This window comes from Ramlibacter sp., from assembly GCF_013697775.1.
In the GTDB taxonomy this organism is placed as follows: Bacteria; Pseudomonadota; Gammaproteobacteria; order Burkholderiales; family Burkholderiaceae_C; genus Ramlibacter.
On the sequence record NZ_JACCWG010000241.1, the window covers coordinates 1 to 14249 of the forward strand.

At 71.0% G+C, this 14249-nt stretch carries 14 protein-coding genes and 1 pseudogene; 9 read left to right on the forward strand and 6 right to left on the reverse strand.

Going from position 1 to position 14249, the window contains the following annotated elements; all coding sequences use genetic code 11:
• Positions 1–723: SUMF1/EgtB/PvdO family nonheme iron enzyme (locus H0U68_RS11895; RefSeq protein ID WP_296355815.1), on the forward strand; the 723-nt coding region annotated here is incomplete at its 5' end.
• A 212-nt stretch (positions 724–935) separates the two neighbouring features.
• On the opposite strand, the gene H0U68_RS11900 is transcribed toward H0U68_RS11895, so the two are convergent.
• Entirely contained in the window at positions 936–2108 is a 1173-nt protein-coding gene (locus H0U68_RS11900) for a substrate-binding domain-containing protein (RefSeq protein WP_296355835.1), read from the reverse strand.
• A gap of 75 nt (positions 2109–2183) precedes the next feature.
• Here H0U68_RS11900 and H0U68_RS11905 point away from each other — a divergent pair, with 75 nt between their 5' ends.
• From H0U68_RS11905 to H0U68_RS11915, 3 genes are read left to right on the forward strand one after another with little or no spacing between them, the layout of a single operon-like run.
• Positions 2184–2921 carry an ABC transporter permease gene (locus H0U68_RS11905; protein WP_296355817.1) on the forward strand — a complete coding sequence of 246 codons (738 nt, stop codon included), beginning with the start codon at positions 2184–2186 and terminating at the stop codon, positions 2919–2921.
• Complete coding sequence (locus H0U68_RS11910) at positions 2918–3616, forward strand: phosphate ABC transporter ATP-binding protein (protein ID WP_296355819.1); 699 nt, start codon at positions 2918–2920, stop codon at positions 3614–3616. Before H0U68_RS11905 ends, H0U68_RS11910 begins: the two co-directional genes overlap by 4 nt.
• 8 nt (positions 3617–3624) lie before the next feature.
• The gene (locus tag H0U68_RS11915) at positions 3625–4425 is read left to right on the forward strand and encodes a substrate-binding domain-containing protein (protein ID WP_296355836.1); all 801 of its coding nucleotides are present in this window, start codon (positions 3625–3627) and stop codon (positions 4423–4425) included.
• A 7-nt stretch (positions 4426–4432) separates the two neighbouring features.
• On the opposite strand, the gene modC is transcribed toward H0U68_RS11915, so the two are convergent.
• The 5 genes from modC to H0U68_RS11940 all read right to left on the reverse strand — a co-directional run bounded on the left by modC (position 4433) and on the right by H0U68_RS11940 (position 8847).
• On the reverse strand, positions 4433–5533 hold the full coding sequence (gene modC / locus H0U68_RS11920; RefSeq protein WP_296355820.1) for a molybdenum ABC transporter ATP-binding protein: 1101 nt from the start codon (positions 5531–5533) through the stop codon (positions 4433–4435).
• Complete coding sequence (gene modB, locus H0U68_RS11925) at positions 5530–6210, reverse strand: molybdate ABC transporter permease subunit (protein ID WP_296355822.1); 681 nt, start codon at positions 6208–6210, stop codon at positions 5530–5532. Before modB ends, modC begins: the two co-directional genes overlap by 4 nt.
• Positions 6211–6217: 7 nt before the next feature.
• Positions 6218–6958: a molybdate ABC transporter substrate-binding protein gene (gene modA / locus H0U68_RS11930; protein WP_296355824.1), complete on the reverse strand. Its 741-nt coding sequence runs from the start codon at positions 6956–6958 to the stop codon at positions 6218–6220.
• A 48-nt stretch (positions 6959–7006) separates the two neighbouring features.
• Positions 7007–7588, reverse strand: a complete 582-nt coding sequence (locus H0U68_RS11935) for a hypothetical protein (protein ID WP_296355826.1) — start codon at positions 7586–7588, stop codon at positions 7007–7009.
• A 125-nt stretch (positions 7589–7713) separates the two neighbouring features.
• The gene (locus H0U68_RS11940) at positions 7714–8847 is read right to left on the reverse strand and encodes a helix-turn-helix domain-containing protein (protein WP_296355827.1); all 1134 of its coding nucleotides are present in this window, start codon (positions 8845–8847) and stop codon (positions 7714–7716) included.
• Between the two features lie 167 nt (positions 8848–9014).
• Here H0U68_RS11940 and H0U68_RS11945 point away from each other — a divergent pair, with 167 nt between their 5' ends.
• The 5 genes and pseudogenes from H0U68_RS11945 to H0U68_RS11965 all read left to right on the forward strand — a co-directional run.
• Positions 9015–9488, forward strand: coding sequence for a (2Fe-2S)-binding protein (locus tag H0U68_RS11945; RefSeq protein WP_296355829.1), 474 nt, complete (start codon positions 9015–9017; stop codon positions 9486–9488).
• A 24-nt stretch (positions 9489–9512) separates the two neighbouring features.
• Positions 9513–11885, forward strand: a complete 2373-nt coding sequence (locus tag H0U68_RS11950) for a xanthine dehydrogenase family protein molybdopterin-binding subunit (protein ID WP_296355830.1) — start codon at positions 9513–9515, stop codon at positions 11883–11885.
• A gap of 20 nt (positions 11886–11905) precedes the next feature.
• A complete protein-coding gene (locus tag H0U68_RS11955) occupies positions 11906–12697 on the forward strand; it encodes a xanthine dehydrogenase family protein subunit M (RefSeq protein ID WP_296355832.1) in 792 nt (263 codons plus the stop codon).
• Positions 12698–12779: 82 nt separating this feature from the next.
• Positions 12780–13685, forward strand: coding sequence for a MoxR family ATPase (locus tag H0U68_RS11960; RefSeq protein WP_296355833.1), 906 nt, complete (start codon positions 12780–12782; stop codon positions 13683–13685).
• 9 nt (positions 13686–13694) lie between these two features.
• Positions 13695–14249 (forward strand): annotated as a pseudogene (locus tag H0U68_RS11965) (hypothetical protein); the annotation flags it as partial.

A 14249-nucleotide genomic window follows, 5' to 3' on the forward strand; every position in this document is an offset into this window, starting at 1 on the left:
GCGCTGGGCCTGCCCATGCCCGCGGGCGCGCAGCCGCGCGCGCCGCTGCAGATGCCGGCCATGCGCTGGCGCCTGGGCTGGAACGGCCCGGGCTTCGCGCTGGATGTGGAGCAGGGCGCAGAGGAGATCACCGTTCCCGAATTCGAGATCGACGCGCAGCCGGTCAACTGGGCGCAGTACGTGGAGTTCATCGCCGACGGCGGCTACGACCGGCCCGAGCTGTGGGACGCGAAGGGCTGGCAGTGGCTGCAGGCGCAGGCGGCGCAGGAGGGCCGGCGTGGGCCGCGCTACGTGGAGCAGATCGGCGTGGGCAGCGGCGCGGTGCTGCAGACGCTGTTCGGCCGGCCGGCCCGCATGGGCGGCACGCAGAACGTGACGCACGTGAGCTGGTGGGAAGCCGACGCCTACGCACGCTGGGCCGGCCGGCGCCTGCCCACCGAGGTGGAATGGGAAGTCGCCGCCCACCAGGCGGGCCGCCGCGGCTTTCGCTGGGGCGAGGTGCGCGAGTGGACGGCCGGCACGCTGCGCCTCTGGACCGGCTTCGCGCCGGCCCCGTGGGGCGTGCAGGCGGAGCTCGACGCGCGCCTTGCGTTCGGCCACGCGCGGGTGCTGCGCGGGGCCAGCTGGGCCAGCCGGGCGCGGATGCGGCATCCGAAGGCACGCTTCTGGGCGCTGCCGGAGTCTGATGAAGGGTTCGTTGGGTTTCGGACCTGTGCGGGGTGAGCTGTTGTCGTTGCGGGCGCTCTCGTGGCGTGGTGGCAGCGGCCGGCGGCCGGGGTGGGCCAGGCTCCGGGATCACGCTCGCGGACGTCTGCCCTGGCGCTCGGAGATCACATCGTCAACGCCGCTGTGCCGCGCAGCCTCTGTAGCGACCGCGAATGGACCCTGCGCCTGGCCCACCCCGACCGCCGGCCGCGCGTGGCGGTGTCGCGCGCTCACCGTTCTCCTCTCCCTCTCCCCTCTGGGGAGAGGGCAGGGGTGAGGGGCTGCGCGCCGACCGGACCTTGGCTTCCTTTCTTCGGCGGCAGGTCCCACCAGGGTAACTGCCCGCGCAGGCTGAGCACTTCGCCGCTGCGCCACGGCGCATAGCCCGCCAGCCCACGCAATTCGTCTTGCCACTCGCTGCCTTGCAGCCACTGGCGCAGCGCCTGCGTGGCCGGCAGCTCCAGCACGTCTTTCAGGCACACGAGGTGGTAGTGCTCGTTGGCCAGGCGCACGAAGCCCAGCCCGCGGGCGCGGGCCGCGGCTTCGATGCCCAGGCCCGCGTTCGCCGTTCCTGAAGCGATGGCCTGCGCCACGGCGCTGTGCGACGGTTCGGTGTCGTCATAGCCCGCGATGTCCCGCGGCGTGAGGCCGGCGCGGGCCAGCAGTTCGTCCAGCAGCAGCCGCGTGCCGCTGCCGAGTGCGCGGTTGGCGAAGCGCGCACTGCGGGCCGCCACGTCGGCCAGGGTGCGCAGCGCTAGCGGATTGCCCGGCGCGACCAAGAGGCCCTGGCTGCGCCGCGCGAAGCCGATCAATTTGTGCCGGCCCGGTTGCAGCAAGGGCTGGTAGGCGGCCTGCGCGCGCGGTGCATCGCCGGCAGGTTCGACCACGTGGAAGCCAGCGACTGCGCAGCGGCCTTCGTTGAGCGCGGCGATCGCGTCCACGCTGCCGCAAAAGCGGATGTCCAGGTGCAGCCGCGCCGTGGCGGCGGCGCGCTCGCGCAGCAGCGACAGCGCGTCGTCGTGGCTGGCATAGAGCGTGAGCACCTGGGCCGTGTCGTCGAAGGCCACGGCCAGCACGCGTTCGAGTTCGGCGTGCAGCGCTTCGATCTGCGGCGCCAGGCGCGCTTGCGCCTGGCGCTCGGCCCACAGCAGTTTCTCGCCGAACGCCGTGAGGCGCGCTGGCTGGCCCTTGTCCCAGACGATCAGCGCCTGACCGAGTTCGGCCTCCCAGCGCCTGAGTTCGCCCCACACGTGGCGGTACGACAGGCCCATGGCCTTGGCCGCGCCGGAGATCGAGCCTTGCGCCTGCACCGCGCCCAGCAGGTCCATCAGCGCATTGCGGATCGCGCCCGGCGCGCGGTCGCGGCGGGCGGACAGGGCATAGGAGAGCTCGACCTGGCGCACTGGCGCAGTATGCATCCCACTTCATAGCTCGCTAGCCCTCATGCGGCGCCCGCGCCGCGCCCCTAGCATCGGCCGATGCCCGCCTTCGCCGACAGCGCCGCCACCGCCTTGCGCCTGCTCGCCGGCGGTGACGCCGTCCTGCTGTCCATCGTGGCGCGCTCGCTGGCGGTGAGCGGCCTGGCCTGCGTCGTCGCCTGCGGACTCGGCCTGCTGCTGGGCGCGCGGCTGGCGGTGGTGCGTTTTGCCGGGCGCGGCGCGCTGCTGGCGCTGCTCAACACGCTGCTGGCGCTGCCGTCGGTGGTGGTCGGCCTGGTGGTCTACCTGCTGCTCTCGCGCTCGGGGCCGCTCGGCTCCCTGGGCTGGCTGTTCTCCTTCAAGGCCATGGTGCTGGCGCAGGCCGTGCTGGTGCTGCCGGTGTGCGTGGCGCTGACGCGCCAGGTGGTGGAGGACGCCGACCGCGCGCACGGCGAGCAGCTGCGTTCGCTTGGCGCGGGCAATACGTTGCGCAGCCTGCTGCTGGCCTGGGACGAGCGCTACGCGCTGCTCACCGTGCTGCTGGTCTGCTTCGGTCGCGCGGTGTCCGAGGTGGGCGCGGTGATGATCGTGGGCGGCAACATCGACGGCTTCACTCGCGTGATGACCACCGCCATCGCGCTGGAAACCAGCAAGGGCGACCTGCCGCTCGCGCTCGCGCTCGGGATGGTGCTGCTGGGCGTGGTGCTGCTGCTCAATGCGGGGATCGCGGCCGTTGCGCGCTGGCGCGGCGCGGCTGGCGACAGGGCTGCTGCCGTGGCCACGGGTGCGCCCGCATGAGCGGCCTGGTGCAGCTCGCGCAGGTCGGCCTGTCTTTCGGCGCCGTGCTCGCCTTGCAGGGCGTGGACCTGCGCATCGCGCGCGGCGAGCGCATCGCGCTGATCGGCGCCAACGGCTGCGGCAAGAGCACACTGCTGCGCCTCATCCACGGGCTGCTCGAGCCCGATGCGGGTTCGGTGCTGCGCGACGGCGGCATGCGCCAGGCCATGGTGTTCCAGCGGCCGTTCGTGCTGCGCGCTTCGGCGCTGATGAACGTCGCGCTGGGCGTTTGGCTGCGCGGCGAGCGCTGGCGCGACGCGAAGGCGCGCGCGCTGGTGGCGCTCGGGCGCGTCGGCCTGGGCGAGGTGGCGTTGCGCAACGCGCGCTTTTTGTCCAGCGGCCAGCAGCAGCGGCTGGCGCTGGCGCGCGCCTGGAGCCTGCACCCGGACATGCTGCTGCTGGACGAGCCCACATCCAGCCTGGACCCGCACGCCAAGCGCGAGGTCGAGGCGCTGATGGCCGAGTTTGCCGAGAGCGGCATGACGCTGGTGTTCGCCAGCCACAACCTGGGCCAGGTCAAGCGCCTGGCCACGCGCGTGGTGTACCTGGAGCAGGGGCGCGTGCTGGCCGACCTGCCGGTGCGGGAGTTTTTCGACGGGCCGCTGGCGCGGATCTCGCGCGAGGCCGACCTGTTCGTTCGGGGAGAACTGGGTTGATGAAAACGATGTGGATGCGTGCCGCGCTGCTTGCCGCCTTGTGGATGGCCGGATCACAGGCGGCCGCGGCCGAGACCATCACCATGGCATCGACCACGTCCACCGAGCAGTCGGGCCTGTTCGGCCACTTGCTGCCGGAATTCAGGAAAGCCAGCGGCATCGACGTGAAAGTGGTGGCGGTGGGCACCGGCCAGGCCATCGACATGGCACGGCGCGGCGATGCCGACGTGCTGTTCGTGCACGACCAGCCGGCCGAGGAGAAGTTCGTTGCTGACGGCTTTGCGGCCAAACGCTATGCGGTGATGTACAACGACTTCGTGCTGGCCGGGCCGAAGGCCGATTCTGCAAGCGTGCGCGGCCGCGACGTCGTCATTGCGCTGAAGAAGATCGCCACAGCGAACGCGCCCTTCGTCTCGCGCGGCGACAAGAGCGGCACGCATGCCGCGGAGCTGCGCTACTGGGGCATGGCCGGTGCCGTGCAGGCCAAGGGATCGGGCTACAGGGAATGCGGCTGCGGCATGGGGCCGGCGCTGAACATCGCGTCGTCGTCGGACGCTTACGTGTTGGCAGACCGCGGCACCTGGCTGAGCTTCAAGAACCGCGGCGACTTGGCGGTGCTGGTGGAGGGCGATGCGCGCCTGTTCAACCAGTACGGTGTGATGGCCGTGAGCCCGGCGAAGTTTGCGCATCTGAACGCGGCAGGCGCGCAGAAATTCGTCGACTGGATCGTTTCGCCGGCGGGGCAGGGCGCGATTGCAAACTACCGCATCGCGGGTGAGCAGCTGTTTTTCCCCAACGCGGGGAAGTAGGCGCAGCCTATTCGACCAGGGCGGCGGACTTCACCTGCGCCCACACGCGCAGTCCCGGTGCGAGAACCAGCGCATCGGCAGCCCGCGCCGTGATGCGCGCCACCAGCAGCGCGTCGCCGCAGGCCAGCCGCACCATCGCCTGCGACGCATGCGGCCCGGGTAGCACTTCCTGCACTACGCAGGGCAGCACGTTCTGGATGCTGCTGGCGCCCGCCAGCGGCTGCGTGGCGATGCTCACGTCGCGCGCCAGCACGCGCACCCGCACGCGCCGGCCGACCGCCAGTCCGCTGTCGGCGATCCACAGCGCGCCGCCGCGGAACGCGACGCGCGCGAGGTGCCACTGCGTGGCACGTTCTTCCACCGTGCCTTCCAGCACCGCCGCCGCCTCGTCACCCCGCAGGCCGGGAATGTCGATGCGCGCCAGCGTGGCGGCCAGCGGCCCCGAGGCCGCCACGCGTCCCGCTTCCAGCACCACCAGGTGATCGGCCAGCCGCGCCACTTCGTCGGCGGCGTGCGTCACGTACAGCATGGGGATGCGCAGCTCGTCGCGCAGCTTTTGCAGCCAGGGCAGGATCTCGCGGCGGCGCGGCAGGTCCAGCGACGCGAGTGGTTCGTCCAGCAGCAGGATGCGCGGCTGTGTTGCCAGGGCGCGCGCGATGGCGATGCGCTGGCGCTCGCCGCCGGACAGCGCGTGCGGCCGACGGTCCAGCAAGTGGCCGATGCCCAGCAGTTCGACCACGCCGTCCAGCGCGATGCCCGCCGCGCTGGCGCGCGCGCGGCGCAGTCCGTAGGCAAGATTGCCGCGCACGTCCAGGTGATCGAACAGGCTGGCTTCCTGGAATACGTAGCCGAGCGGCCGCTGCCACGCCGGCAGGAACAGGCCGCGCGCATCGTCCTGCCAGGGCGTGCCGCCGATGGCGATGAAGGCGTCCTGCGGGCGCTCCAGGCCTGCGACGCAGCGCAGCAGCGTGGTCTTGCCGCAGCCTGATGGGCCGAACACCGCCGTGATGCCGTTGCCCGGCAAGCCGATGTCGACGTCGAGCGTGAAGGTGCCGCGCACGCAGCGCAGGCGCAGGCGATGGCCCGTCTCGGCGTCCGCAGCCGTCATCCGAGCACGCGCGCGGTGCGCCGGTTGGTGGCGGCCAGCGCCAGCAGGACCACGAACGAGAACAGCACCATGGCGCCGGAGAGCCAATGCGCCTGCGCATACTCCAGCGCCTCCACGTGGCCATAGATCTGCGTGGACACCACGCGCGTTTGCCGCGGGATGTTGCCGCCGATCATCAGCACCACGCCGAATTCGCCGACGGTGTGCGCAAAGCTCAGCACCGCCGCCGTGACGAAGCCGCCGCGCGCCAGCGGCAGCGCCACGGTGAAGAAGGCGTCCAGCGGCCGCGCCCCGAGTGTCGCCGCGGCCTCCATCGGCCGCCGGCCGACGCCCTCGAACGCATGCTGCAGCGGCTGCACCGCGAACGGCAGCGAGTAGACGATGGAGCCGAGCAGCAGGCCCGTGAAGGTGAAGGGCAGCAGGCCGAGGCCGAGCGCCTGCGTGGCCTGGCCGCCCCAGCCCTGCGGCCCGAACGCGACCAGCAGGTAGAAGCCCAGCACGGTGGGCGGCAGCACCAGCGGCAGCGCCACCACAGCGCCGACCGGCGCGCGCCAGCGCGAGCCGGTGCGCGCGAGCCACCAGGCCAGCGGCGTCGCGAGCAGCAGCAGCAGCACGGTGGTCAGCGTGGCGAGCTTGAGCGTGAGCCAGATGGCGCTGAGGTCGTCCGCGCTGAACATGGCTGGGTCAGTACGTGTAGCCGTAGCCGCGCATCACGGCGCGCGCGGCGTCGCCGCGCAGGTAGGCGAGCAGGGCTGTGGCAGCCGGGTTGCCGCGGCCGGCGGCCAGCAGCACCGCGTCCTGCCGCAGCGGCGCGTGCAACCCGGGCGGCACCACCCATGCGGAGCCGGCGGAAATGCGGCCGTCGCGCATCACCTGCGACAGCGCCACGAAGCCGAGCGCCGCGTTGCCGCTGGCGGCGAACTGGTAGGCCTGCGCGATGCTCTCGGCCTGCACCGTGCGCGGCTGCCATGCGGCCAGCAGGCCGAGCTTGGCCAAGGTTTCGATGGCGGCAGCGCCGTAGGGCGCGAGCTTCGGGTCGGCGATGGCGAGTTTCGCGGTGGTGTCCTTGCGCAGCACCTCGCCGCGCGCGTCCACCGTGTCCGCCTGCGCGCTCCACAGCACCAGGCTGCCGGTGGCATAGGTGAAGCGGCTGCCCGCCACGGCGGCGCCCTCGTTTTCCAGCCGCGCGGGGGTGGCGTCGTCGGCGGCCAGCAGGACCTGCAACGGCGCGCCGTTGCGGATCTGGGCGTAGAACTTGCCGGTGGCGCCGAAGGCCAGGATGGCCTTGTGGCCCGTGTCGCGCTCGAAGGCGCTGGCGATCTTCTGCATCGGCGCGGTGAAATTAGCGGCGACCGCGACGGTCGTTTCCGCCGCAGTGGCAAGCGTGGCGGCTGCCCACAGCGCGACAAAGAGGAGTTCCTTCATGGAACCGCGATTGTCCCCCAGTCTCTTGCTTGCTCCCCGGCGCGCCGGCTACCCGGCGGGCGTGGAGAGCGGGCCGGGCGCGGCGTGGGGGATCGGCTCCCTGGCGGAGGGGCGGGAGGCCCTCCCCGGAGCGCGCGCAGCCCCGCCGGGAGCAGCGGGAGGAGAGGTCAGCTGCATCAGCAGTTCGTGCAACTCCTGCATGCCGTCCTCGGCCTGGAGAGGTTCGGCTGCTCGCAGCCACAGCCCGCCGAAATGGCTGAAGTCGGCCAGCCAGGTCGCCTTGAGCCCTTTGCGCACGCGGTGTTCGAGCAGCGGCAGCCCCAGCATCACGCGCAGCGACGAGATCCGGTCCCAGCGCGTCAGCCGCACCATGCCCACCAGCACGTCGAAGCCGTCGGCCGCCTGGCCGATCTTGCGCACCTCGATAGTGACGCTGGCGGGCTTGATGCCCCAGCGCCGGAAATGGCTGGCGATCAGAGCCTGGTATTCCAGCTCGAGGCCTTCGCCGCGCATGGCGGAAGGATGCTGGTAGCTGCTGTCGTCGGGGGAGTCGTCCGGCGCGCCGGCCCCGGGAGCGGCGTGCGACGCCGCGCGTGCTTCGCGCACGAACAGTTTCTTCAGGTCGAACATAGGCTCCGCCTCCCAACGGACTGGCTTCGCGTGTCGCCTCTGCGGCTTGTTCCCTCCCACGCGGCCCTTTTGTGCTCGGCGGATTCTAGCGGCGGGGGTGCCGGCGCGCGCCGACGGTTTCGGGATCAGCGGCCGTGCGGGCCGGGGAGTGTGGGTTTCTGCGCAAGTTTTCGGTACACAGTAGCCCGGCTGATGCCCAGGGTCCGCGCGGCCTGTGCAACATTCCCACGTGCCTGCGCCACCGCGCGGCGGATCAGCGAGTCTTCCACTTCGCGCAGCGGCGCTTGCGCGGCGCCGGCAGCGGCGTCGCCGCGCTGCGCCAGGGCGGCCACGCACAGGCCGGACCACAAGGCCAGTTCCGACGGCTGCGGCGCCGCTTGCCGCGCCATGTCGAACAGCGGCTCCCAGGGCTGGGCGAACAGCTCGCTGCAATGCACCGGCGCGCCGCGGCTGTCCAGCGCCGGCGCCATCTCGCGCGCGGCCGGGTTGCAGCCGCGCACCCAGCCGTCGGCGTCCAGCACCAGCAGGCCGTCGTCGTCGCCGCCCAGGGCGCGGCCGGGCCAGTTCAGGTGCAGGCGCAGCGCGTGCGGCTGCGCCTGCAGCAGCGCGTTCTCGATGCTGCGCGCCGATTGCGCCGCCAGGTGCCTGAGCTCGGGCCGCTCGACCGCGTCGATGCCGGTCAGGTCCAGCATGCCGACGCAGCTGCCATCGGGGCCGAACAGCGGGGCGCCGGCGCAGCTGTAGCAGCCGTTGTCGTCGAAGAAATGTTCGCCGCGGTGCAGCCACACCGGCTGCAGCTCGGCCAGCGCCGCGCCGATGGCGGTGGTGCCGACCGCGCGCTCGGACAGGTCGACGCCCACCCGCGTGATGAGTTGCGCGCGCCGGTCGGCGCGGTCGATCGGGCCCTGCGCGTCGATTACCACGCCGTCGGCATTGGTAAGGATGGCGAAGTAGCGGGTGCTGGCGATCGCGCGCGCCAGCCGTTCCAGCACCGGCCGCGCTGCGCTTGCCAACGTGTGGTTGGCGTCCTGCACGCGGCGCAGCGCCTGCGGCGCGACGACGTCGAAGGCCAGGCGCTGCTGCGGGTGCCGGCCGCCTTCCAGGCAGCGGCGCCAGGAGCGCTCCAGCCAGGGCTGCCCGAAGCCGCCTTGCTGCATCAGGGCATCCGACACCGGGCCGCCCTCCTGCAGCACGGCGCGGCGCGCCTGCGCGATCTGCTGCAGCCGGGCCTGTGGATCGATGGCGGTCGGCAGGGTCATGGAGGAATGGATGGGTTCGCCGGCAGTGTGGAACGGCCAGCGAACGGCCATTGTTCCATTTTGAGAATTTTCGTGCCCGTCGCCGGCAACCTAGGGTTTCGCCTAGGGGGGTGCCCTGGGGCCAGTTCAACAATGGTCCGCGCCATTCCCACTGAAGGAGACAGACGATGCAAGTGCAGTTCAAGGTCAACGGAAAGGCGGCGACGCTGGATGTCGCGCCCAACACCTTGCTGGTGCAGGCCCTGCGCGAGAACCTGCGCCTGACCGGCACCCACGTGGGCTGCGACACCGCGCAATGCGGTGCCTGCACGGTGCTCGTCGACGGCCAGGCCATCAAGTCGTGCAGCACGCTGGCGCTGCAGCACCCGGGCGCCGATATCACCACCATCGAGGGGCTGGCGGCGGCCGACGGCACGCTGCACCCGATGCAGGCGGCCTTCAAGGAATGCCACGGCCTGCAGTGCGGCTTCTGCACGCCCGGCATGGTGATGAACGCCGTGGACCTGTGCAAGCGCTCCCCGGCGGCCGGCGAGAGCGAGATCCGCCAGCAGCTGGAAGGCAACATCTGCCGCTGCACCGGCTACCAGAACATCGTCAAGGCGGTTCGGCAGGGCGCCGCCGCGATGGCCGCCCAGCCCTGATCCGCGAACGCAAGGAGACACACCATGGGTGCATCTGATTTCGCGAACCTGCCGCACATCGGCGAGTCCGTGCGGCGCAAGGAAGACTACCGCTTCCTCACCGGCAGCGGCCAGTACACGGACGACATCAACCTGGCGAACCAGCGCTGCGCGGTGTTCGTGCGCTCGCCGCACGCGCATGCCGCCGTCCGCTCCATCGACACCTCGCGCGCCGATGCCATGCCCGGCGTGGCGCGCGTGTTCACCGGCAAGGACATCGAAGGCAAGATGAACAGCCTGCCCTGCGGCTGGCTGATCACCAGCACCGACGGCCAGCCCATGAAGGAGCCGCCGCACCCGGTGCTGGCCCAGGGCAAGGTGCGCTACGTGGGCGACCAGGTCGCCATGGTGGTGGCCGACACGCTGGAGCAGGCGCGCAACGCCGCCGAGGCGGTGGACGTGGAATACGACGTGCTGCCCGCGGTGGTGGACGTGCGCGATGCGAAAAGCGCCACGGCGCTGCACGACGCGGCGCCCGACAACCACTGCTACAAATGGGCCATCGGCGACAAGGCGGCGGTGGACGCGGTGTTTGCCGGCGCGGCGCGCGTCAGCAAGATATCGCTGACCAACAACCGGCTGGTGCCCAATGCCATGGAGCCGCGCGCGGCAATCGGCTCGTACAGCCGCGCGAACGACGAGTACGTGCTGTACGTGTCCAACCAGAATCCGCATGTCGAGCGGCTGCTGATGACGGCCTTCGTGCTGGGCCTGCCCGAGCACAAGGTGCGGGTCATCGCGCCCGACGTGGGCGGCGGCTTCGGCTCCAAGATCTTTCTGTATGCCGAAGACGTGGCGCTCACCTGGGCGTCCAAGGAGCTCAACTGCGCGATCAAGTGGACGGCCGACCGCAGCGAGGCATTCCTCACCGACGCGCACGGCCGCGACCACGCAAGCGAGGCCGAGATGGCGATGGACGCCGACGGCAAGTTCCTGGCGCTGCGCGTGCACACCGACGCCAACCTGGGCGCCTACCTGTCGACCTTCTCGACCGCGGTGCCCACCATCCTCTACGCCACGCTGCTGGCGGGCCAGTACACCACGCCGCAGGTCTACGTGGAGGTGGACGCCTGGTTCACCAACACTTCGCCAGTGGATGCGTATCGCGGTGCAGGCCGGCCCGAGGCCACCTACCTGCTGGAGCGGCTGGTCACGCGCTGCGCCTGGGACCTGGGGCTGGGCCAGGACGAGATCCGCAGGCGCAACTTCATCACCACCTTCCCGTACCAGACGCCGGTGGCGCTGCAGTACGACGTGGGCGACTACGGCGCGGCGATGGACAAGGCGCAGGCGCTGGCCGAGGTCGACGGCTTCGGCGCGCGGCGCGCCGCCAGCGAGGCCAAGGGCATGAAGCGCGGCCTGGGCTACAGCAGCTACATCGAGGCCTGCGGCATCGCGCCGTCGAACATCGCGGGCGCGCTGGGCGCGCGCGCCGGTTTGTTCGAATGCGGCGAGATCCGCGTGCACCCGACCGGCAGCGTGACGGTGTTCACCGGCTCGCACAGCCACGGCCAGGGCCACGAGACCACGTTCGCGCAGGTGGTGGCGGCGCGCCTGGGCATTCCGGTGGACAACGTGGCCGTGGTGCATGGCGACACCGGGCGCGTGCCGTTCGGCATGGGCACCTACGGCTCGCGTTCCATCAGCGTGGGCGGCGCGGCCATCATGCGGGCGCTGGACAAGATCGAAACCAAGGCCAAGAAGATCGCCGCGCACCTGATGGAAGCGGCGGACACCGACATCGAGTTCAGCGGTGGCGAATTCCGCGTGAAGGGCACCGACAAGAAGGTGCCGTTCGGCCAGGTCGCGCTGACGGCGTACGTGCCGCACAACTACCCGCTGGACAAGCTGGAGCCCGGCCTGAACGAAACCGCGTTCTACGACCCGGTGAATTTCACCTTTCCGGCCGGCACCTACATCTGCGAGGTGGAAATCGATCCCGCTACAGGCGCGGTGCGGATCGATCGCTTCACCGCGGTGGACGACTTCGGCACCATCATCAACCCGATGATCGTGGAAGGCCAGGTGCACGGCGGCCTGGTGCAGGGCATCGGGCAGGCGCTGATGGAGAACTGCGTGTACGACAAGGACACCGGCCAGCTGCTCACCGGCTCGCTGATGGACTATGCGCTGCCGCGCTTCGACGACGTGCCGAACTTCCAGCTCGACACCATCTGCACGCCGTGCACGCACAACCCGCTGGGCACCAAGGGTTGCGGCGAGGCCGGCGCCATCGGTTCGCCGCCGGCGGTGATCAATGCCGTGCTCGATGCGCTGAAGGACATCGGCGTGAAGGACCTCGACATGCCGGCCTCGCCCTCGCGCGTGTGGCAGGCCATCCAGTCCGCCCGCGCCTGAACGACGAAGGAGACAAAAACATGTACGCATTCACCTTCGAGCGTCCCGCCAGCCTGACCGAAGCCGCCAAGGCGGCCGGCACCGGCGGCAAGGCACTGGCCGGCGGGCAGACCCTGCTGGCATCGATGAAGCTGCGCCTGGCCAACCCGGAGCGGGTGGTCGATCTGGGCGGCGTGGCCGACTTGGCCGGCATCCGCCGCGAGGGCGACACGCTGCTGATCGGCGCCATGACGCGCCACGCCGCGGTGGCGTCCAGCACGGAAGTGCAGTCCGCCATTCCCGCGCTGGCCGAGCTTGCCGGCCTCATCGGCGACCGGCAGGTGCGCGCCCTGGGCACGCTGGGCGGCTCGGTCGCCAACAACGACCCGGCGGCCTGCTACCCGAGCGCGGTGCTGGCGCTGAACGCCACCGTGCACACCACGCAGCGCAAGATCGCTGCGGACGATTTCTTCCAGGGCATGTTCACCACCGCGCTGAGTGAGGGCGAGCTGATCACCGCAGTGAGCTTTCCGCTGGTGAAACGCGCGGCCTACATGAAGTTCCGCCAGCCGGCGTCGCGCTTCCCGCTGATCGGCGTGTTCGTCGCGCAGACGGCAAGCGGCGTGCGCGTGGCGGTCACGGGTGGCGGCAACGGCGTGTTCCGCCACAAGGGCCTGGAAGATGCGCTGAGCGCCAGCTTCACCCCCGAGTCCGCGGCCGGTGTGAAGATCGACGCGTCCGCGCTGTCGGGCGACCTGCACGCAAGTGCCGAGTACCGCGCCAACCTGGTCAGCGTGATGGCGCAGCGAGCGGTGGCCAAGGCGCTGGGCTGATGGGCCCTTCGACAGGCTCAGGGCGAACGGCACACTCACACCGTTCGGGCTGAGCCTGTCGAAGCCCGCGACCGCGTGATCCATGCCAGATTCCATCGATTCCCTGCAGCAGGCCCTGGAAGCCACCGGCTACTTCGCCGACCGGCGACTCGCCACGGCCGTGTTCCTCGCACTGCGGCTGCAGCGCCCGCTGCTGCTGGAAGGCGAGCCGGGCGTCGGCAAAACCGAACTCGCGAAAGCGCTGGCCGCGGCCTTGCCGCGCGCGCTGATCCGCCTGCAGTGCTACGACGGGCTGGAGCAGCGCGAGGCGCTCTACGAATGGAACTACGCGGCGCAGCTGCTGCACATGCGCGCGGCCGAGGGCCGGGAGAGCGCCGAGCAGGTCGAGCGCGAGGTCTACCAGGACCGCTATCTCGTGCGCAGACCGCTGCTGCAGGCGCTGCAGACGCCCGAGCCCGGCGCGGTGCTGCTGATCGACGAGGTGGACCGCGCCGATGAACCGTTCGAAGCATTCCTGCTGGAATATCTGGGCGAGTACCAGGTGAGCATTCCCGAGATCGGCACCATCCGCGCGCAGGCCGCGCCGGTGACCATCCTCACCAGCAACCGCACGCGCGAATTGAACGACGCGGTGAAGCGCCGCTGCCTGTACCACTGGCTGGACTACCCGGACCGCGAGCGCGAACTGGCCATCGTGCGCACGCGCGTGCCGCAGGCCGGCGACGCGCTGTCAGCGCAGGTGGCGCGGTTCGTTGCGGGCCTGCGCAGCCAGCCGTTCGCCAATGCGTTCCAGCGCGCACCCGGCATTGCCGAGAGCGTGGAATGGGCAAAGGCGCTGGTGGCGCTGGACACGCTGGTGCTCGACCCGGAAGTGGTAGCGGACACGGCGGGAATTCTGTTCAAGCAGCGCGAGGACGTGGCCGCGTTGACGCGCGATATGGCGTCGGAATTGTTGACCGCATCCCCTCTCCCTCCGGGAGAGGGCTAGGGTGAGGGCATGCAGCTCGGCGACGCGCGCAGCGGCAAGCTGGCGGACAACATCACCGGCTTCGGCCGGACCTTGCGGCGCGCCGGCGTGCCGGTGGACAGTGCGCGCATCGCGCTGGCGCAGCAGGCCGCGCAGCTGATCGAGCTGGGCCGCAGGGACGACCTGGCCGCCGCGATGGAGGCCGTGCTGGTCGGCCGCGAACAGGACCGCGCGGTGTTCCGCGAACTGTTCGACGCCTACTTTCGTGATCCCCAGGTCGCGCACAAGCTGCTGATGCAGATGCTGCCCTCCGCCGAAGGCAAGGCCGAGCCGTCCAAGCGCCGCCCGCGCGTGAGCGAAGCCCTGGCGCTGCGCAAGGCCCTGGGCGCCAACAAGCCCAAGCCCGCCGAGGCCATCGACCTCGACGCCGCGATGACGGCCAGCGACCTGGAGCGGCTGCGCCAGGCCGACTTCAACGGCCTGGGCGCGAGCGAATACCACCTGGTCGAACGGCTCGCGCGCGAGGTCGCGCTGCCCCTGCCGTCCGTCGCGGCGCGCCGTACCAGTCCAGGCGCGCGCGGCGCG